Source organism: Streptomyces sp. NPDC029014 (assembly GCF_055564695.1).
Genome location: NZ_JBVHVT010000001.1, coordinates 17,384 through 37,070, shown reverse-complemented (window position 1 = coordinate 37,070; position 19,687 = coordinate 17,384). Strand labels below are relative to the sequence as shown.

17 protein-coding genes are annotated in these 19,687 nt (G+C 70.4%); 9 read left to right on the top strand and 8 right to left on the bottom strand.

The window, feature by feature from the left end; all coding sequences use genetic code 11:
- Positions 1 to 16: 16 nt before the first annotated feature.
- The 6 genes from ACZ4VL_RS00155 to ACZ4VL_RS00130 all read left to right on the top strand — a co-directional run bounded on the left by ACZ4VL_RS00155 (position 17) and on the right by ACZ4VL_RS00130 (position 4,596).
- Positions 17 to 613 (top strand): sigma-70 family RNA polymerase sigma factor, encoded by a 597-nt coding sequence (locus ACZ4VL_RS00155; protein WP_468193620.1) that lies wholly within the window; start codon positions 17 to 19, stop codon positions 611 to 613.
- Positions 610 to 1,353, top strand: a complete 744-nt coding sequence (locus tag ACZ4VL_RS00150) for an anti-sigma factor (RefSeq protein WP_468193618.1) — start codon at positions 610 to 612, stop codon at positions 1,351 to 1,353. Before ACZ4VL_RS00155 ends, ACZ4VL_RS00150 begins: the two co-directional genes overlap by 4 nt.
- Positions 1,354 to 1,666: 313 nt before the next feature.
- Entirely contained in the window at positions 1,667 to 2,587 is a 921-nt protein-coding gene (locus ACZ4VL_RS00145) for an ATP-grasp domain-containing protein (RefSeq protein WP_468193615.1), read from the top strand.
- Positions 2,584 to 3,411 (top strand): ATP-grasp domain-containing protein, encoded by an 828-nt coding sequence (locus tag ACZ4VL_RS00140; protein ID WP_468193613.1) that lies wholly within the window; start codon positions 2,584 to 2,586, stop codon positions 3,409 to 3,411. The genes ACZ4VL_RS00145 and ACZ4VL_RS00140 overlap by 4 nt, the downstream gene beginning before the upstream one ends.
- A gap of 91 nt (positions 3,412 to 3,502) precedes the next feature.
- A complete protein-coding gene (locus tag ACZ4VL_RS00135) occupies positions 3,503 to 4,357 on the top strand; it encodes a DMT family transporter (protein WP_468193611.1) in 855 nt (284 codons plus the stop codon).
- Between the two features lie 77 nt (positions 4,358 to 4,434).
- Positions 4,435 to 4,596 (top strand): hypothetical protein, encoded by a 162-nt coding sequence (locus ACZ4VL_RS00130; protein ID WP_468193609.1) that lies wholly within the window; start codon positions 4,435 to 4,437, stop codon positions 4,594 to 4,596.
- A 933-nt stretch (positions 4,597 to 5,529) separates the two neighbouring features.
- Here the strand turns inward: ACZ4VL_RS00130 and ACZ4VL_RS00125 are convergent.
- Positions 5,530 to 6,684, bottom strand: coding sequence for a DUF2330 domain-containing protein (locus ACZ4VL_RS00125; protein WP_468193607.1), 1,155 nt, complete (start codon positions 6,682 to 6,684; stop codon positions 5,530 to 5,532).
- A gap of 163 nt (positions 6,685 to 6,847) precedes the next feature.
- Between ACZ4VL_RS00125 and ACZ4VL_RS00120 the strand changes: the two genes are divergently transcribed.
- On the top strand, positions 6,848 to 7,330 hold the full coding sequence (locus ACZ4VL_RS00120; protein WP_468193604.1) for a hypothetical protein: 483 nt from the start codon (positions 6,848 to 6,850) through the stop codon (positions 7,328 to 7,330).
- Between the two features lie 106 nt (positions 7,331 to 7,436).
- Here the strand turns inward: ACZ4VL_RS00120 and ACZ4VL_RS00115 are convergent, their stop codons facing one another.
- From ACZ4VL_RS00115 to ACZ4VL_RS00095, 5 genes are read right to left on the bottom strand one after another with little or no spacing between them, the layout of a single operon-like run.
- Positions 7,437 to 8,093 (bottom strand): HAD family hydrolase, encoded by a 657-nt coding sequence (locus tag ACZ4VL_RS00115; RefSeq protein ID WP_468193602.1) that lies wholly within the window; start codon positions 8,091 to 8,093, stop codon positions 7,437 to 7,439.
- Positions 8,090 to 9,226: an ABC transporter ATP-binding protein gene (locus ACZ4VL_RS00110; RefSeq protein WP_468193599.1), complete on the bottom strand. Its 1,137-nt coding sequence runs from the start codon at positions 9,224 to 9,226 to the stop codon at positions 8,090 to 8,092. Before ACZ4VL_RS00110 ends, ACZ4VL_RS00115 begins: the two co-directional genes overlap by 4 nt.
- Before the next feature lie 5 nt (positions 9,227 to 9,231).
- The gene (locus ACZ4VL_RS00105; RefSeq protein ID WP_468193597.1) at positions 9,232 to 10,119 is read right to left on the bottom strand and encodes an ABC transporter permease; all 888 of its coding nucleotides are present in this window, start codon (positions 10,117 to 10,119) and stop codon (positions 9,232 to 9,234) included.
- Complete coding sequence (locus tag ACZ4VL_RS00100; protein ID WP_468193595.1) at positions 10,107 to 11,018, bottom strand: ABC transporter permease; 912 nt, start codon at positions 11,016 to 11,018, stop codon at positions 10,107 to 10,109. Before ACZ4VL_RS00100 ends, ACZ4VL_RS00105 begins: the two co-directional genes overlap by 13 nt.
- Positions 11,018 to 12,187, bottom strand: a complete 1,170-nt coding sequence (locus ACZ4VL_RS00095; RefSeq protein WP_468193592.1) for an ABC transporter substrate-binding protein — start codon at positions 12,185 to 12,187, stop codon at positions 11,018 to 11,020. The genes ACZ4VL_RS00100 and ACZ4VL_RS00095 overlap by 1 nt, the downstream gene beginning before the upstream one ends.
- Before the next feature lie 250 nt (positions 12,188 to 12,437).
- On the opposite strand from ACZ4VL_RS00095, the gene ACZ4VL_RS00090 reads away from it, so the two are divergent.
- Positions 12,438 to 13,202, top strand: coding sequence for a GntR family transcriptional regulator (locus ACZ4VL_RS00090; RefSeq protein WP_468193589.1), 765 nt, complete (start codon positions 12,438 to 12,440; stop codon positions 13,200 to 13,202).
- 138 nt (positions 13,203 to 13,340) lie between these two features.
- Here the strand turns inward: ACZ4VL_RS00090 and ACZ4VL_RS00085 are convergent, their stop codons facing one another.
- Together ACZ4VL_RS00085 and ACZ4VL_RS00080 are read right to left on the bottom strand one after the other, a co-directional pair.
- Entirely contained in the window at positions 13,341 to 15,851 is a 2,511-nt protein-coding gene (locus ACZ4VL_RS00085; RefSeq protein WP_468193586.1) for a hypothetical protein, read from the bottom strand.
- The gene (locus ACZ4VL_RS00080; protein WP_468193584.1) at positions 15,848 to 16,861 is read right to left on the bottom strand and encodes a hypothetical protein; all 1,014 of its coding nucleotides are present in this window, start codon (positions 16,859 to 16,861) and stop codon (positions 15,848 to 15,850) included. Before ACZ4VL_RS00080 ends, ACZ4VL_RS00085 begins: the two co-directional genes overlap by 4 nt.
- A 571-nt stretch (positions 16,862 to 17,432) precedes the next feature.
- Here ACZ4VL_RS00080 and ACZ4VL_RS00075 point away from each other — a divergent pair.
- Positions 17,433 to 19,559 carry a CHAT domain-containing protein gene (locus tag ACZ4VL_RS00075; RefSeq protein ID WP_468193581.1) on the top strand — a complete coding sequence of 709 codons (2,127 nt, stop codon included), beginning with the start codon at positions 17,433 to 17,435 and terminating at the stop codon, positions 19,557 to 19,559.
- Positions 19,560 to 19,687 lie beyond the last annotated feature (128 nt).

Below are 19,687 nucleotides of genomic sequence, written 5' to 3'. Positions count from 1 at the left end.
ACGGAGAGAAGGTGCGATGGCCGGACCACTGTGGCCCCGTACGCGGCGGGGCTCGACCGACGAGGCCTTGATCAGGTCGGTCTACGAGGAGCACGGCCATGCCCTGCTGGCGTACGCCACCCGCCTGACCGGGGACCGGGCGACCGCCGAGGACGTCGTCCAGGAGACCCTCATCAGGGCCTGGCGGCACTCGGAGGCGCTGGTCAACGGAAAGGGATCGGTGCGGGGCTGGCTGCTCACGGTCGCCCGCAACATCATCACCGACCGCTACCGGGCCAAGGCCGCCCGCCCGCAGGAGGTGTCCGGCGAGACCGCCGCACCCCCGGTCGAGGTGGACCACGCCGACTCGGTCGTGGACACCATGACCGTGCTCGGCGCGCTCGACCAGCTGTCCCCGGAACACCGGGACGTGTTGAAGGAGTTGTACTACCGGCAACTCAGTGTGGCCGAGGCGGCCGACAGCCTCGGCATCCCGGCCGGTACGGTCAAATCACGCTCGCACTACGCACTCAAGGCATTGCGCGAGGTGTTCAGGCAAAACGGTGCCAAGGAGGGCAATCGAATGGGCAGGCCGCCCCAGCAGCCCGCCGGATTGCGGCAGGTGGTGGCATGAACCGGCAGCAATACGAGCACGAGGTGGAACTCCTCGGCCCGTACGTTCTCGGCGTCCTGGACCCGGGGGACGTCAGCCGGGTCGAGGCGCACCTGAGCGGCTGTGTGCGCTGCCGGGAGGAGGTGGCCGCATTGCGTGAGATGGAAGCGGCGCTGGGCGAGGTGCCCCCGGAGGCGTTCCTCGACGGACCGCCGCCGGGCGGCGACCTGATGCTCCAGCGCACGCTGCGGCAGGTGCGCGCAGAGGCGGCCGCCGACCGGCGCCGCCGGCTGGGGCTGGCCGGACTGGCCGCGGCCGCCTCGCTGGCCGCGGTGTTCTGGGCCGGGGCCCAGTTGGGCGGCTCCGACAGCCAGGTCGTCGCCCAGCCGCCCGGGCCGGGAACGGGGATCACGGCGGCGCCGTCCCCGCCGCCGGCCGGGACCCGGGTCGCCTCCGCGACCGATGCGGGGACCGGGGCGCGGATGACCGTCCAGGTCACCCCCGCCGCGAAGTGGGTGCGGGTGCACGCCGCCGTGACCGGGGTGCCGCCCGGCGAGCGGTGCCGGCTGGTCGTGGTGTCGCGGGACGGCAAGCGGAGCACCGCCGGCACCTGGATCGTCGGCAGCCGGGCGGGCGGCGAGGCGAAGGGCGCCGCGCTGGACGGTTCGGCGTGGGTGGACCCCGCGGACGTCAAGGAGGTGCTGGTGGAGAACGAGGCGGGGAAGATGTTCGTCTCGGTACCGGTGCCTGCGGCCGCCTGAGCCGTCGCCGCCTCCCCCCGGGGGAGTCCGGCCCGCCGACGCGGGCCGGGCTCCCCCGCCCCCGTTTTCAGGGGGGAGCCGACCGGGGTCATGCGGGCTGCCGGCCGGCCGTGGCTGATCGCGCGGTTCCCCGCGCCCCTGGCTGGGCGGCCGGCGTGCCGGGGATTCCCCGCACCCCCGGCGGAGGGGCCGAAATGTGCACATGGCCGCGGACCGGACCGATCGTCACATTGCGGTCCATGACATCCTGTGGCGTCACAGCTCGCCGGACGTAATCGGCGGACGTCCGGCGACTACAGGGTGGGGAAGGTCCATGAGGCTCTGCTTCCTGGTGGAGGAGCACTACCGCCACGACGGCATGCCCAACGAGGTGATCCGACAGCTGACGGCGTGGGGCCACCAGGTGGACGTCGTACGGCCCGGCGGCTCGCTGCTGCGCATGACCGAGCTGGTGGACGCCGGAACGCACGACGCCTGGGTGCTCAAGACGGTGTCCGGCGGACCGGGCCTCACCCTGCTGGAAGCCGCCGCGGCGGCCGGGACCACCACCGTCAACGACGCCCGGTCCATCCGCGGCGTACGGGACAAGGCGCTGGCCGCGGCCATCGGACGCGCCGGGGGCCTGCCGATGCCGCAGACGTACGCGGTGGCCCGGCCGGACCTGCTGCGGGAGATACCCGCGGCGCAGTACCCGCTGGTCGTCAAGCCGGCCGACGGCAGCTCCGGCCGCGGGGTGCACCTGGTGCCGTCGCCGGAGCAGTTGGAGGCGCTGCTGCCCGCGCTGGCGGCCGAGGGCATGCTGATCGCCCAGCCGTACGTGCCGAACGCCGGCACCGACGTGAAGGTGTACGCGGTCGGCGGCGAGCTGTTCGCCACGGAGCGCTGCTCCCCGTTGCACCCGGATCCGGCGGTGCGGGAACGGCGGATCCCCCTGTCCGCGGAGGTCGCGGGGATCGCCGCGCAGGTGGGCGAGGTCTACGGGCTGGACCTGTACGGGGTGGACGTGCTGCTCGGCCCGGACGGGCCGGTGGTGGTCGACGTGAACGACTTCCCGAGCTTCCGCCAGGTCCCCGACGCAGCGGCCCGGGTGGCCCGTGCGGTGCTCGGCCTGGCCTCGCGGACCGGCGGAGCGGCGGCGACCGCGCCCGTGGCCACCGTGTGCCGGCCCCAGCCGTGGGCGGTGCCCGTGTCGATCCCGGTGCCGGCGGCGCGGGCGGGCGAGGCCGCGCTGTGAGGATCTGCCTGATCACACCGGAGCCGGACCATCCGCTGCTGGCGGCTGCGGCCGGCGTGCTGCGCGCCGCCGGACACGGGGTGGAATCGCTGGATCCGGGGGCGGGGCCGGGGGCGGGGTCAGGGTCCCCGGCCCAGGCCTCCCCGGCCGATGTGTACCTGCTGAAGTCGCGGACGCCGCAGGCGCTCGCCCTGGCGCGGGAACTGGAGTGGAGGGGCGCGCCGGTGGTCAACTCCGCGGCGGCGACCGCGCTCTGCCAGGACCGTACGGCGATGGCGGAGCTGGCCGTACGGGCGGGACTGCCGTTCGCGGCGACCCGCACCCACGACTCCCTCGGGGTCTGGGCGGCCTCGGGCGACCCGCTGCCGGGCGGTCCCGTGGTCGTCAAGAGCCGGCACAGCCGCCGGCACGACCTGGTCGCCCGGGTCGACGACACGGCCCGGCTGCGGGAACTCGCGGTGCGGTGGCCGCAGGAGCCGGTCGTGGTCCAGGACTTCGCGCCGAACAGCGGCTGGGACCACAAGCTGTGGGCCGTCGGCGGCCGCGTGTTCGCCGCGCTGCGCCGCTCCGAGCTCAGCCCGGAGGGCCGCGGTGCGACACTGCCGCTGGCCCTCGGTGAACTCCCGGACGGCTGGGAGGAGCTGGTGCGGCGGGTCGGCGAGGTGTTCGCGCTGGACGTGTACGGCGTGGACGTCATCGACACCGGGGGCGGTGCGCCGCTGGTCGTCGACGTGAACGCCTTCCCCGGCATCCGCGGCCAGGACGGTGCCGCCGAGTCCCTCGCCGGGCTGGCCCTCTCCCGCGCCGCCGCCCACCGCGGCTGAGCCCGCCGGGCCCGGCCCCCGGGAGGCGGAATCGGCGGTGTCGGGGCGTGTCGGCGGGGCGGGGCGGCCGCGGGGAGCCGAGGATCGGCGGATGGGCGTCGTCGTGCCGGTCCTCTTCGCGCTGTTCGCGGCGCTCAGCAACGCCCTGGCCACCGTGCTGCAGCGGCGGGCGGCGCTGACGGTGCCGCAGAGCCAGGGGTTCCGGCCGGGGCTGATCCTCGACCTGCTGCGGCGGCCCGTGTGGGTCGTCGGCATCCTGGCCGTGATCGCGGCCGGGGCGGGTCAGGCCGCGGCGCTCGCGACCGGCGCACTGGCGCTCGTACAGCCGCTGTTCGTACTGGAGCTGCCGTTCGCGCTGCTGATCGCCTCGCTGGTGGTGCGCCAGCGCCTGCCGGGCGCACTGTGGGCGGCCGTGGCGGCGGTGGTGACCGGGCTCGGGCTGGCGCTGGCCGCGGCCGCGCCCACCGGGAACCTCACGCACGTCCCGCTCGACCGGTGGCTGCCCGCCCTCGCGGCGTGCGCGGGGGCCGCGCTGGCGCTGGCGCTCGCCGGGCTGCGCCGGCCCGCGGGGCGGGCCCGGGCGGGCTGCCTGGGCGCGGCCACCGCCGTCTGCTACGCGCTCACGGCGGCCCTGATGAAGGATTCGGTGCCGCTGCTCGCGGAGGGCGGGATCACCGCCTTCCTGACCGCCTGGCAGACGTACGCCTTCGCGGTGAGCGGCATGGGCGCACTGCTGCTCCTCGAACACGCCATGCAGGGCGGCCCGCTGGTCGCCTCGCAGCCCGCGCTGACGCTCGGCGACGCCACGTGCAGCATCACACTGGGGGTCGTCCTGTACGACGAGCAGTTGCGATCGGGGTGGTGGATCCTCCCCCAGCTGTTGGGGGTGGCCCTGATCTGCGCGGGGGTCCTCGCGCTCGCCCGGGCCGGGGTGGGCGGGCCCTGACCGCGCCTGCTCCCGGGCGCCGACTCGTACGCCTCGCACATATCAGGGTTGACTACGACTTCGTCATCCCCCACGACGTGGCCGAGACGGCAACCGCCCAACACAACTGGCGCTTCTGCGCGAAGTGCTACGACATGTTCTACTACGGCTTCTCGGACAACGGCCACTGCCCCGCCGGCGGCGCCCACAGCCGGCAGACCAACAGGCCCGACTACGACTTCGTCCTCCCGCACGCCTAGGAGTGTCCTGAAGATCTTGAAATCGCGCCCGACTTGCGCCGCTTTAGGGCGATCGACATTTGCTGGCAATCCAGGGTGAGCCGGGCGGTCAGAGCAAGATCTTCAGCGGACTCCTAGGGCCCGTGTGATGGCGTGAGCGGTCGGCGGCGCGGTATCCGCGTTCCGAGGCGGGGGTCCCGGGCGACGGCCGCGGCGTCGGTGGCGGGTCTGCGCCGGCGGCTCGGGGCGTGCAGGCGGGGCTGGCGCCGGCCGCCGCCGGGGCCACGGTCCTGCCGATGGGCCGGGTCATCGGCTGGGAGCCGGAGGTGCTGCCACGGGACGGCCGCGCACGGGTACCTCGCGGCGATGGGTTCGGCGCCGGGGCCCGGGGCGACGATCGTCCGGCCTCGGGAGTTCCGACGCGCCCTGGGCTACGATCTGGCGCGCGATCCGATCGCATCGAACGAACGAACTTTTCCCAGGGGGTGGGTGGTGGGTGTGACGTCCCGCAGGACTGCCGCGGCGCGCGCCGTGACCGGCGTACTGGCGGCCGCACTGCTGGCGGGCGGTTGCTCCGGCGGCGCGGGCGAGGAGCCCGCCCCGGACCGGCCCACGGGCACGGCGACGGCCCCGGCTCCGCCGTCCGCCCCGGCCTCGCCGTCGGCGACCGCTCCGGACCCGTCGGCGACCGCTCCGGACCCGTCGGCGTCGCCCGCCCCGGCGGCAGGGGCGACGCCGGCCGACGTACCGGATCCGACGCAAACCCCCGGCCCGCGGCCCAAGTCGAGCACCCGGCCGGGAACCCCGCAGATCCCGCAGAACCCCAATCGGGGCCCCAATCCGCCGCCGGCCCCGACGCACACGTTGGTGCCGGAATGGAGCCCGCCCCCGTTCGACCCGGGGGCCACGTACTCGATCCCGCCCCTGCCCAGGTGATCCGGCGCGCCCGCCGGGTCAGGCGGTGCCCGCCGGCGGCCCGGCCGGCGCGTCGGGTACCGCGGGCGCGCCGGGTGCAGCAGGTACGTCGGGTGCAGCAGGTACGTCGGATGCGTCGGCCGGGCGGCGCCGGAGGCAGATGAAGGTTCCGGTGCCCACCGCCACGAGCACCGCCCCCAGCGCCAGCATCCAGGCCGGGAATCCGCCGACCATGAGCAGCTCGTCGTGGTAGACGGCCCGCCGGTACGGGGTGTCGGAGGCGGCGGCGCGCAGTTCGTGGTCGCCCGAGATGCGCCCGGGTTCCGGGAACTCCTGGTCGATCGCGGTGAGGAAGGCCTCCCGGCCGCCCGTGAGGGGGGCGAGCCCGTCCGTCCCGGCGACCTTGCCCGCGAACGTGACCTTCGGTGCGGAGCCGCCGATCGGGGAGGCGGGCTCCATCCGGTGGTCGGCCAGGACGTACAGGCCCAGCGACTGGGGGGTCTTCGCCATCCGGGACAGCCGCATCGGGTAGACGAGCCGCTGGCTGTCGAAGCGGATCCGCAGCGGGTCGAGGACGCCGTACAGGACGCTGCCCTGCTTGCGGGGGGCGAGGCGCACCGCGACGTACTCCCACTTCTGGTCCACGTACGGCTTGACCTCGGTGGCGAGGGTGTCGGGCATGGTGAAGCCGTTGGACTCCAGCCACTGTCGCAGGGCGTCCGGGTCGGTGGCGGTCAGGCGGGCGACGTCGAAGTCGCCGAGCTGTTCGCGGCCGACGACGCCGACCGGCGCCCCGGCGCCGGGCGACGGCGCCTCCGCGGCCCCGTCGCGGGAGCCGGTGGAGAACGGCCAGTCCCCGGAGTCGGGGAGGAAGTGGTACCGGGCCTTGAACTCGGGCCGGGTCAGCCAGTCGAGCTCGTGGAACAGTTCCCCGTCGCCCAGCTCCACCGTCGCCCGCGTCGGCACCGGCATGATCCAGGCCGCGCGCCGGGCGTTCCCGCCGACGGTGAACCGCATCACGATGTCCTCGGTCCGGCCGTCCCAGTGCACGACGGAGGTTTCGCGCGAGACGCCGATGCGGGTGGAGCCGTCGGGGACCATCGCCCCGCAGCCGCACGCGTACGCGGGGCCGATCAGCGATCCCAGCTGGGTCGCGAGCAGGAGCAGGAGCAGTGCTGCGATTCGGTTTCTCATCCACACGGGGTCTCAGACGACCGGCCGTGTGATCCGGTTCCGGCCAGGTGTACGCCTCCCGGAGGCCTCCCGTACACCTCCCGTGGGCCTTCCGCGGGCGTACGGGACGGCACTGGGCAGGGGCCCCTGTCCGGCGCGTGGGAAGCATCTCCATACTGCTCCCATGAGAGGGAAGGAAGACAAGCCGCGCAGCAGCCCGCTGGTGCCGGACCTGGTCGCGGCGGAGATCACCCGGCACGACTGGGAATCGATCGTCTGCGGCTGCGGGCGCAGCGCCGGGCACCTGGTGGACCAGCTGTGGGACGCGGCGGAGGGGCATCCGTCGGCCTACCGTGCGCTGGAGGGGCACGCGTTCCAGGCGGGGCAGCTGCGGCCGCCCGCCCCTGCGGTGTGCGGGGTGCTGATGGCCGTGTGGTCCGCGGGGCCGCCGCGGCTGGCGACCCGGGAGGCCCTGTTGTGGACGCTGCTGGCGCTGGTGAGCACGGAGGACGACGGGTCCCCGTACGAGGCCGGGTTGTACGGGCAGTGCGCGGCGTACATCCGGACGAACGTGGGCTCGTTGCGCCTGGAGGCGGTGACCCGCCCGGACACGGTGTCGGCGGCCTACGTGGACGGCATCCTGGAACTCCTCGGCCTGGCCGCCTGACGGCCGCGCCGGCCCGGCTCCGTCCGCCCGGGGGCCGGACGGCGCGGCACCCCCGGCCGCGCGCGCCCGCGTACGGGGACGGGCACGGCCGGGGGTGCTCGGGGTGTCAGACCAGGCAGTCCCGGAGGACGTCCAGGGTGACGTCCTCCAGGGAGCGCGCGAACGAACGCGCCGGGGAGGCCGCGACGTCCAGCAGGGAGGGGACGACGAGGACGCTGCATCCCGCCGCCTCGGCGGAGGCGGCCCCGTCCGGGGAGTCCTCCACGGCCACGCAGGCCTCCGGTGCGGCGCCCAGTCGTGCGGCGGCCGCCCGGTAGGGCTCCGGGTGGGGCTTGGTCCGCGGGGTGTCGTCGGCGGACAGCGTGAACGCGAACGGGACTCCGGAGAGCGCGCCCCCGACCACCGAGTCGACCACCGACCGCGGGGAGGCGCTGACCAGGGCGAAGGGCACGCCCTGCGCGGCGAGTTCGGTCAGCAGCCGGCCGGCGCCCGGCCGCAGCGGCGCACCGGCCGCGACCCGGCGGAAGAACCGCTCGGTCAGGTCGGCGGCGACCCGGTCCCGGTCCGGGTCTCCCCCGCCCGAGACGCGGACCAGGTGGGCGGCGGTGTCCTCGACGGCCCGGCCGACGACCTCGGGGGCGTCGGCGTCGGCCAGCGTGTGGCCGAGGCCGGCGGCGACCTCCGCGGTGACGTCCCACCACAGGACCTCGGTGTCGACGAGGGTGCCGTCCATGTCGAACAGGACGGCGGCGAGGGCGCTCACGCGGCCGCCCGGGCCACGACCAGGACGGGCCGCTCGACCAGGCCGACGGAGGCCCGCGCCCCCGGAACCAGCGCGCCCGCGTCGCGCGACGGCAGGTCGGCCTTGACCGGGGCGGAGCCGGGCAGGTCGAGGTGGACGCGGGTCACCGCGCCGAAGAAGGAGGCGGAGACCACGGTGGCGGTGCCCTCCGGGTCGGCGGTGACGGTGACGTTCTCGGGCCGCACCAGCACCTCCACCTCCCGGGTGCCCTCCGGGGCGGGGCCGTCGACGGGTAGCCGGGAGCCGGCCACCTCCACGAGCCCGGAGTCGGTGAGCCGGCCGGGCAGCCGGTTCATGGTGCCGACGAACTCGGCGACGAAGGCGGTGGCTGGACGCTCGTACAGCTCGGCGGGGGCCGCGCACTGCTCCAGCCGCCCGGCGTTGAGGACGGCGACGCGGTCGGCCATCGACAGCGCCTCCTCCTGGTCGTGCGTGACGAACACGGTGGTGATGCCGAGGGAGAGCTGGAGCCTGCGGATCTCGTCGCGCAGGTTGGCCCGGACCTTGGCGTCGAGGGCGGACAGCGGCTCGTCGAGCAGCAGCACGCGCGGGCGCAGCGCCAGGGCGCGGGCGAGGGCGACGCGCTGCTGCTGGCCGCCCGACATCTGGTGCGGGTAGCGGTCCCCGTGGTCGGGCAGGCCGACCAGGTCGAGGAGCTCGGCGGCGCGCTCGCGGCGCTCGGCCGCGCCGGCCTTGCGGACGCGCAGGCCGAAGGCGACGTTGTCGCGGGCGTTGAGGTTCGGGAAGAGGCTGTACGACTGGAAGACCATGCCGGTCTCGCGGCGGTTGGCCGGGACGCGGGTGATGTCCTCGCCGTCGATCAGCACCTCGCCGGAGTCGGGCTGCTCGAAGCCGGCGACCACGCGCAGGGCGGTGGTCTTGCCGCAGCCCGACGGGCCGAGCAGGGCCAGGAGTTCACCGGGCTCCACGGTGAGGTCGAGCCCGTCGAGGGCGGTGGTGGAGCCGAACGCCCGCCGCAGGCCGCGGAACTCGACGCGCGCGCCCGCGGTGCCCGCGCCGTCCGCGCCGGCCCCGGAGGCTGCGGCGGCCGCCGGCTCGTCGGGCTTCCTGGCCGGGGGGAGGGTGGTGGACATGTCGGTCAGGACTCCTTGCGGGAGATGGCGAGGGCGGGGGAGGGCGTCCGGGACCACGCCCGGGAGCGGGTGCGGGGCTCGGCGGACGCCGCGGGGGTGTCGGTCCCGGCCCGCGAGAGGGCGAGCAGCAGCAGCAAGGTGACGAGGAGGCTGAGGATGGAGACGGCGACCGACATCCGGGCCTGGGACCCGGAGATGGAGACGATCCACACGGCGAAGGGGCGGAAGCCCAGCAGGGACGCGATGGTGAACTCGCCCAGCACCAGGGCCAGGGTGAGGAAGGCGGCGCCGGCCAGCGAGGTCCGCAGGTTCGGCAGCAGCACGCGCAGCACAACGTACGGCCAGCTCGCTCCGCAGCTGCGGGCGGCCTCGACCAGCGTCGGGACGTCGACGGCGCGCAGGCCGGCGTCGAGCGAGCGGTGGACGAACGGCAGGGCCAGCACCGTGTAGGCGAGGACCAGGACGAACGGGAACGACGGGTTCTGCACGGCGATGAACGTCTGGTACAGCGGGGTCCGCGACAGGTGGTCGGGGCCCCAGCGCAGCACCGTGGTGATGCCGGTGACCAGGGCGATCGGCGGGACCACCAGCGGCAGCGTGCAGACGACCTCGACGAGCGGCCGCAGCTTCGGGGAGCCGAGCCGTACGGCGATCAGTGCGGGCACGGCGAGCAGCAGGGACAGCACGATGGTCGCGGCGGCCAGGCCGAGGGAGAGCAGCAGGCTCTCGGTGAAGCCCTCGGCGGAGAGCAGCCGGGTGTACGCCTCGAAGTCGACGCCCTGCCCGGGGACGTGCACGGTGAACACGAACGAGGCCAGCAGCGGGAGCAGGAAGTACGCGCCCGCGAGGACGAGCACGGCTCCGCGCCAGATGCGGGGTTTCATCGCAGCCATCGGGCGCTCCGTCGCTGAAGGGGCAGGTGGACCGCCATGACGAGGGCGGCGATCAGGATCATGTCGAGGCCGAGGGCGAGCGCCACGTTCTCCTGGCCGGTCAGCACGTTCCCGGACAGCGCGTCCGCGATCTTGAGGGTGACGAGCGGTACGGAGCCGCCGACGAGCGCGGCGGCCGTGGCGTGCGCGGCGAAGGCGGTGCCGAAGAGCAGCACGAACCCGCCGAGGAGGGAGGGGGCGAGCACGGGCAGGCCGACGTGCCGCCAGAACTGCCAGGTGGTGGCCCCGTTGTTGCGGGCCGCCTCCCGCCACTGCGGACGCAGCCCGTCCAGTGCGGGTACGGTCACCAGCACCATCAGCGGGATCAGGAAGTACAGGTAGACCACGGTCAGGCCGGTGAAGGAGTACAGGTCCCAGCCGAGCGCGGTGAGGTCGGCGAGCTGGGTGACCACGCCGGAGATGCCGACGGTGGCGATGAACGCGAACGCGAGGGGCACGCCGCCGAAGTTGGCGAGGACCCCGGAGGCCGTCAGCGTCACGCTGCGCAGGGCGCGCGAGCGGGCGGTGACGACGGCCTGGGCGATCAGGACCCCGAACAGTGCGCCGAGCAGCGCGGTCAGCGCGGAGAGCTGCACGCTGCCGGTGAGGGAACCGAGGTAGGGGCCCTGGAGGGAGCGGGCGAGGTGCTCTCCGGTGAGGCGGGTGGCGCCACTGGCCGGTTCGGTGCTGGTGACGGCACCGAAGGCGATCGCGCCGAGCGGGAGGCCGAAGCAGATCCCGGTGAAGGCGAGGAGCGGGAGGGCGGCGAGCCAGGTGCGGGGGCCGCGCCGCCGGCGGCGGGCAGTGCTGCCGCCGGCGGTCGTCCGCTCCGGGTGGGAGGCGGTGGTGGAAGCGGGCATCAGGAGAGGGCCTTGTCCCACTTCTCGGCGAGGGTGGCCTTGGCCTTGTCCAGTTCCTCGGAGGCCGGGAAGGACGGGGTGCCCTGGGTCTGCGGGAGCTTGGCGGCGGCGTCCTTGTCGGCGGTGCCGTCCTGGGTCATGGCGGGGAGCAGGACCGGGCGGGCGTGGCCCTTCAGCCACAGGTTCTGGCCCTCGGTGCTGTAGAGGAACTCCATCCACAGGCGGGCGGCCGCCGGGTTCGGGGCCTCCTTGTTGATGGCCTGGGAGTAGTACTGGGCGTAGACGCCGTCGGAGGGGACGACGACCTTCCAGTCGATGCCCTTGCCCTTGAACTGCTCGGCGTAGCCGGCGTTGAGGTAGTCCCAGTCGATGGAGATGGGTGTCTCGCCCTTCTCGACGGTGGCCGGGGTGGACTCGACGGGGATGAGGTTGCCGCTCCTGCGGAGCTGCCCGAAGAAGTCGATGCCGGGCTGGATGTCGGCGAAGGAGCCCTTGTTGGCGAGGGCGGCCGCGTAGACGCCGCCGAAGGCCGAACCGGACTTGGTGGGATTGCCGTTGAGGGCGACCTTGCCCTTGTACTCGGGCTTCAGGAGGTCGGCGAAGGTCTGCGGGCACGCGGCGATCTTCGCGGCGTCGCAGCCGATGGAGACGTAGCCGCCGTAGTCGTTGTACCAGCGGCCGTCGGCGTCCTTCTGGCCGGCGGGGATCTTGTCCCAGGCGGTGACCTTGTACGGGGCGAACAGGTTCTCGGCGGCGCCGCTGCGGGCGAAGGCGATGCCGAGGTCCAGCACGTCGGGGGCGCGCTTCTGGCCCTTGCGGGACTTGACCGCGGCGATCTCGTCGGAGCTGGAGGCGTCCGGGTTCTCGCTGTTGACCTTGATCTTGTACTTGGCCTCGAAGGCCTTGATGATCTCGCCGTAGTCCGCCCAGTCCGGCGGCAGCGCGATCACGTTGAGCTGCCCCTCCTTCTGCGCGGCGGCGACGAGGGCCTCCATGCCCCCGAAGTCGGCCACGGAGGTGGCGGCGCCCGGCTGAGCCTTGGTCTTGCCGTCGGCCGAGGCGCCGGCGGTCTGGTCGGGGGCGGCGCCGCACGCGGCGAGCGAGGTCAGCGCGGCGGCGGCGAGCAGGGCGGCGGCACCGCGGCGGACGGCAGCGGAGGAACTGAGCACGGTCTCTCCTGGAGACTGAGGCCTGGGCGGGGGTTCACTTGTCTGAACAAGTCGGCTCCAGTTCGCCCTGCCCCACTGGACGGACGGTGAACGGAGCACGACCCTCCGGGCACGACTCGACGAAGAGACGAGATTGACCGAAAGAAGTCGTGACACGTAGGCCGGCGACTGCTCCCGTGCTTAGGCTGATCGTGGAAGCTGACGGTGGAACACGACGCCAGGGGAACGACCGGAACAGGGGGAGCGCTGCGTGGACACGAGAAGGGTTGCGGGCACGGTCCGGTATCTGGAGATCGCCGAAGCGCTGCGCACGGCGATCCTGTCCGGCGACTACCCGATCGGCGCCCAACTCCCCTCGGAGAGCGACCTGGCCGCGCACTGGTCCGCCTCGCGCGGAACCGTCCGGCAGGCCGTCGCCACCCTCGCCGCCGAAGGGCTCATCGGGTCCCGGCAGGGCGCCCGCCGGATCGTGCTGCGCCACGAGCGCCGGCACAGCTTCGGCGAGCTGAACAGCTTCGCCCAGTGGGCGCAGGGACTCGGTCAGGAGGTCACCAGCCGTTTCCTGGACCGCACCCGCCGCCCGGCCACCGCCGAGGAGGCGGAGCGGCTGGCGCTCGCCCCGGGCACCGAGATCCTGGCGGTCCTGCGGCTGCGACTGCTGGACGGCCGGCCCACCATGGTCGAGCGGACCGCGTACGCCGACTGGGTCGCGGCCGCCGTCGAGGCGATGCCGGACGACTGCCGCTCCGTCATGGACGGCCTGGCCGCGGACTCCGGGGTCGCCGCCCACTACGGCGAGCACCTCATCGACGCCCTGCCGGCCGGCACCGAGGACGCCCGCCTGCTGGGGATCCGCCGCGGGAGCCCGCTGCTGCGCCAGCGGCACGTCTCGGCCACCCGGACGGGACGCCCCATCGAATGGTCCGACGACCGCTACCGGTCGGGCAGCGTCACCTTCAGCGTGAGCAACTCGGCGCAGACGGCGCCCCTGGAGCGCCGGACGGGCGACCTGTGAGCGCTGGCACAACCGGCGCCGTGGCCCAGGGTTGCAGCCCCGCAGCTGCTCCAAGACCGGGTAGATACCGGGATTCCACAGCAGTCGGGTGCAGGACTGCTCACCCCCTCGAGGCGGGACTCCGTGGCCGCCCCGCCTTTACATCGTGCGCCAGACCGTCCAGACGGAGAGCGGCGACAGCGATCCTTCAACGGCCTCCAGTTGAGCGCTCCATTCCTGCAACTCCATGTTCTGGGCCAGCACCACGGCTGGTGCAATTCCCCATCGCAAGATCGGAACAGCACCTGCAGCAGCCAGTCGACCGACCGCCGAGCGCACCGGTCCGGGCACCCGTCCGTCCGACCGGAGCCACATGGCCCCTTCCAGTACGGCGACATCGGGAATGGCAGTTCTCCACTCCCCGAGCAGTCTCAGGATGCGCCGGGCGTACGGGTCGGCTCCGGCGGCGTAGCAAGCGTAGGCTCGCGCCAGTGTCAGCACCATGTCGGGCTCCCAAGCCTTGGCCGCGCTGAGGAGGTCTTTGGGAGCGCGCGAGCCCAAGCGGCCCAGGGCTACGAGCTCATCCCATTCCGGAGAGGGCGCGGTCGAAAGTGGCTCTGCCCGGACTACTTCTTCCCGTACGTCGAGCGCGAGAGGAAGGAAGGGGTGGAGCGGGAGGGTCAAGCCGGTGTCAGGCAGGGATGCATAGGCTCCCCAGGTGGGCTCGGCCGACTGCACTGCCAGCATCCATTGGTCCGGGCTTTCTGCGGCCTGCGCGGATACTTCGTCCTGGATGCATCCATGAACCACTGCTCGCCGCGGGCGCGAGCCGAGTCCCAAGACCGAGTATCCCGGAATCCCTTCCCACAGGCAGGTCGGTATCTCCACCCTCAGCGGGACGGCCCCGTGCCCGACGGTGCCCGGCAGTTGCACGCTCCTCGTGAGGCCGTCGAATACTTCTACGACAGTCGACCAAGAACCCCAGGGTAGATCGATCCTCACCTCGACGTAGCCAGGGGCGACGTCGACCCGCGGGTTCTCCATGATTTGCCGCAGAGAGCCTGTCGCCTGACCCACAGTAACGCTGGGAATGTCCACCAGCGGCCCGGCTAGTTGCCCGGGACCGCCATCCGGTAGAACTATTGAAATCGCACTTCTCGGCGCTTGAGGAGATCCGTGAATCACCGCCGATACACCTTTCGATGTTCCGGTGGCGAAGGATGTGGCAACACCCGAAGCTAGCTCCATGAGGCGCTGCCGGTCGTCGTATTTTCCGAAAAATAGAAGACCTCCTATCTCCGGTGCGACATGAACCTTGACTGGTAGATCCGCCAGGGTCGATTTAGCGTAGACATTGAGATCTTGAAGCGGAGAGAAGGTTACCTCACCTGCGGAATCTACACTTCCGACGAACACCCATGTACGGTCATCACCGTCCGCCTCCGATCTGTGGACAACATCGAGTCGCTGGAGTTCGGCAGGGCCGAGGCCACCGCCTGTCGGCCTCAGACTCCCCGAACCCGCCCTGCCCCGCAGCCGGGATGGCGATCGTAGGTTGAAAGTGATCTCGCTGTCCGTGTCGTCGATCCGCACGCGACGTTCGGCCGGTTTAATTCTGCGTGAATTGTCTTTCAATTGGCATATCACGCTCAAGTTCGTACCGTGAGGAAATCTGTTCTCGAAGGGAACATGAATCGCCTTGCTGGGGGGCACAGGAGCCTCTCGCCGCCAGTATGGTGCATCCTCCACCTGTACGTGAATGGCCCCTACTTCTTTCACCGCCGAGGCCGGCTTTACACCTATGGACAGTCGCGCCGCCGGAGCCGGCGGCAGGTGGAGAGGCGGCACCCTTCGCGCCGTACCGGCGCCGTACACCTCAATCCCAGGGTGTTGGTTGATTCGAGGCCCTTTTTCCCATGCGGCCGCCGCGACCTCGGGGCCGACGATCTCGGTGACTGCCGTGCGCAAGTCAATACTGACCTCACCGCTGTCGAAATCCAAGTGGAGGACACGCGCAGGAGGGTTTTGCGTATCAATCACAGGGAGCAGGTTCTTGAGGAATACACCTCGGCCTTCTATCTCGACCGCCCGCTCCCCCTGTTGACAGGCAAAGCAGAAGGCCAGCGTGTTCTCCTGCCTAGCATTGAACCCCTCTACCCCGGTATGCATCCCGGCTCGAATTCGGGATCGGAGGCTTTCGCTGTACGGCAAATTCTGACATCCATCCACAACGAGCAACTGTTCCGGGAATTTCATAGAGCGGAACAACTCGATGTATTGCTCGATACCGAGATTCGACATCGCTCTCATTGAGGCTTCCCTGGTGACGAACAGCCTCTTCGTGGAAGGCTCATATAGGCCGTGTCCAGACAGGAAGACGAAGAGATGACTGCCAGTCTTCTCGCGAAGCAGGGCCACAGAATCCCATATGCGATACTCGCTCGCATCACACCACGGGATCCCCTCTCCAAGCGATTCGAGGAAGGACAGACTGGATGACGTCGGCTGAGCATGCAGAAGGATATGACCAGCTGGAACCCCGGCTCTCCGCAGCCAGGCCACCGCTTCGCACGCATCTCTCACTGCACCGGTCAGATTCTGTATTTTGGGGTCGTCGTATGAATCGATCCCCACGACCAGAGCCCAACTGTCTGCATACGTGTTCGTCATGGCCAACGCTCGCCGATCAATCTGTAAGTTCGCTCGTGGGACCAGTAGGCACTATGTGATTCCGGGAACGGCACTCCGGCGTCCACCTCCTCGTCGTACACGCCGTTCGCCTGGTCGAAAACGGGCGCCGCACAGAAGGACAGAAGATCCGCCCGGTTATAGATGTTGAGCCACGGCATGAAGGGCTTCACTGAGCCGCCGGGTCGCAGCGACTCCAGAGCGTCCAGTAGATACAAATAGGAAGCCTGCGAACCCGCCGTAACCAGCAGGTCAACATGCGGAGCGCTCTCACCGGACATGAGATCCACCATGGCGATCCCGCCGAGGCTGTGACCCACCACAACGACAGGCCCTTCCGAAGGCGCCGCAGAGATGGCGTCGGAAAGGTACTTCCGGACCGCCTCACCCCGGCGTATATAGAAGGCCACATCACGGATAAAGTCAGAAAACGGGTCCATTAGCTTGGCCCGGTTCTCCCTTGCCGCGGCACTGCCGACGCGTAGCGCCAGTGGCCCGACGGTCTTCCAGAGCGCTCGTGTAACGATCCCCCTACTCGGAGCACCGGACAAAGCGACGCCGACAGCGGAGACCAACCGCGTTCGCTCGTCCCCGGAGACCGCAATCGGCGACAGCCGCGAAGGGGAAGTCATCCTCTGGTCGCGGAGGATCCAGGCCACAACCGATCGGGAAACACATTCCAGCAGCTCCTGGTCCGCGGCATCACCCACGGATTGAGCGGCGCCGATCAGCGCCTCGGATTCACGCACCGACGCACCGGCCGAGCGAAGCTCTTCCTGCGCCACTCCGGCCTGTCGCATCACCTCCGCGGCCACGTCAAGCCCGTCCAGCCTCTGCTGCAGGTCGACTTCCGCAGGTTGACCGCCAATCACGGGCTCCATCAGCTGCGGAGGTGCAGCGGCAAGGATGCGCAGTTCCAGCAGTGGATCGTCAAGGAGCAGCCCCCAGGATGCCGGGGCGCTCTCGCCGTCCTCCTGCCCACCGTCGACCACCGCCGAGCGAGTGCGTGCACCCGGTGCAGGCAGAACTGGTGTCACATCGAGGTCGGGAGGCCCGATCTCACGGCCCCAAGGAGGTCCGCATACGCACTCCCCGCGGATGCCCAGCCACCTTGATGCACCAGAACGCACCCGCTCCAGAGTGGGCTCAAGCCCTTCACGGACACCTGTGCCATGCACGAATATCATTGAGCCTTCCATTACCGCTCCTGAGCGTCGCAAGAATTCCGAAGGGTTCTACCCCACCACCGGTTCACGGCCTACTCGTTCGACACGCGGCATCAGACAAGACCCTTCCAGTTTGCGGCCTACGCAACTTCTTGTCCATGGCCTGCAAGCCTTCTGATCATCCGTCGACCCGACTCGGATCTGCGATGCACATGGAAGGGGGCGACAGACGGGAGCGGGCATCGTAAAGTTGAAACCCCTGCAAAGATGTTCAATGCCAGGAGATGTGAAGGTTGTGGAACGCGGCACTTTTGCATTGGAAATAGCAGGCAGCAGCAGCGGATACTCGGTCAGGGTGGAGTCCGGAGCGCGGCATCCCGTAGCACACGATGTTCCGTTGAACACAGAAACCATCAGAGAGCGATCCGCGGCGCTTCAGATCGGATTTCGCCCAGCGCCGACGAAAGATAGATCTCTGCAGGGCACCTTCACCATGCGGGGACTGCCCGCTCAGGAGATCGGCGATGAGCTCTTCGGCGCGCTCTTCCCCAGCAACATTCATCGGCTTTACTCGGAACAGCGGAGACAAGCAGCCGCCCGAGGGGAAAAGTTGCGAATCCTCCTTCGAATGAACGACCCCGAACTGGCGGTACTGCCTTGGGAGTTGCTCCACAGTCGAGAATTCGGGTACCTCTGCCTCGAGGACGAGGTCGTGCGCTGCGTCGCCCTCCCCCGCCCCCTGGGGCCGCTGTCGGTGCAACCTCCGCTCCGGGTGACGGCCTTGGCCTCCGTGCCGCCCTTCGCGAGGCCCTTGGACCTGGAGAGCGAGCAACGCAACCTGAAGCGGAGTCTCGGACAGCTCACCAAAGGTGGCATCGCGCAACTTCGTTGGCGCAACGTGCGGAACTGGACCAAGATGCAGGACGAGTTCACTTCGGCCTCCGGCGGCTGCCACGTCCTTCACTACCTCGGACACGGCGAATTCGACACCTCGGTAGGGGCGGGCGCGCTCGTCTTCGGTGACGAGCGCGGCCGTAAACGGCTCATCCACGGCGATGCCATGGGGCAGGCCATCGGGCAAACAGACCCGCAGCCGCAGCTCGTTGTTCTGAACGGGTGCGAAACGGCGAAGGGGAGCCACGAGGAGCTCTTCTCCAGTGTGGCAACAGAGCTGCTCCGGTTCGTCCCGGCTATCGTCGCCATGCAGTTCATAGTGTCCGACACAGCGGCAATCACCTTCTCCCGCTACTTCTACCAGGCGCTCGTGGGCCTCGGCCGTCCGATCGATGTGGCGGTGCACCAGGGAAGAATCGCGATGTTGCTGGGGAACGACGAAAGCCTCGAGTGGGCGACACCCGTGCTCTACGTGCGCGATGACAAGGATCCCCGACTGTTCGACGTTGAGCGGTTGGTGCCACAGCATGAGAGGACGGTCGAGGGTGTGCGGCTCGACGAAGAGCGACTGATCGCAAACAAAGCATCCAAGGACACGTCCATCAGCGGAAATCCCGTGCTGATCCAGAGGAGACAGGAAGGGGGGCCTGCCAGCGAATCAGGATCTCACACACCCAGTGACTTTGAACTGGTCTTCCCCGGACCTCGGAGCGGGCTCATCTACATGCATCGCAAGAATGACACGTACGGCGTCCCCTGGGGTGCTCCCTGCCTGATCGAGCCGGATCTGGGAAAGGTCGACGCAGTGGGCATGGTGGAGAGCAAGCTCGGTGAGGGTCACAGCAGCCTTGAAGTCGTGGCCAGGACCGGTGAGGAGTTGCGTTTTTTGTGGAACGACAGCAATCAGAAGAACAATTGGAATCTGTCACCGGTACCGATCGCCGGTAGAGCCGCCGGTAATCCGGTCCTCATCCAGACGAAGCGCGGTCACCCCGGCGATTTCCTGCTGACGTGCCCTGCGGAGGGCGGAGGCCTGATGTTCCTGCGTCGTCGAAATGACATGGGTGGCTACCCGTGGAGCACACCTTATGTCTTCGCCACGGCCCTGGGAGAAGTTGCCGCAGTCGGGATGATCGAGCGTGATTTGGCCGATGGTCGGATCAGTCTGGAAGTCGTTGCCAGGAAGGGGGACAGGTTGAGGTTCCTCTGGAACGAGACCTTGGATCCGACCGACTGGCACGAAGCGGCGAGCACCATCGCGGTTGGCGCGACGGGAAATCCGGTCCTGATCCAGGATCGGATGGAGCCCGGCGACCTGCTGCTGGTGTCCCCTGCCGCTGGCGGCGGGTTGATGTTCTTGCGCCGCAGGAGCAAGGTCGCTGATCAGCCGTGGAGCGAGCCTTACTTGATAGCGCAGGAGCTGGACTTCACCGCGGTGACCATGATCCAGAGCACTTTCGGCGGGGTAAGCGGGAATCCGGGGGCCAATCTGGAACTCATCGCCCGTGTGGGTGACTCATTGGAATTCTTCTGGAAGGGGCCGGGGCCGGAGTCCTGGAATCACCTCGCCTTCGGCCCCCGGCACCCGCTGGTGGAGTGGGCCGGATCCCCAGCGCCTCCGACTCCTTGACCGGCGCTTCCCCTCCCATCTGGGCCTGTCGCGTCTAAGAAGGGCGGGGCTCGCAGCCTCCCAGGGAATCGACGGCGCCAGCGGCCTCCACAACATCTGCTTGGTCGACAACAGAGCACCAGCCCCCA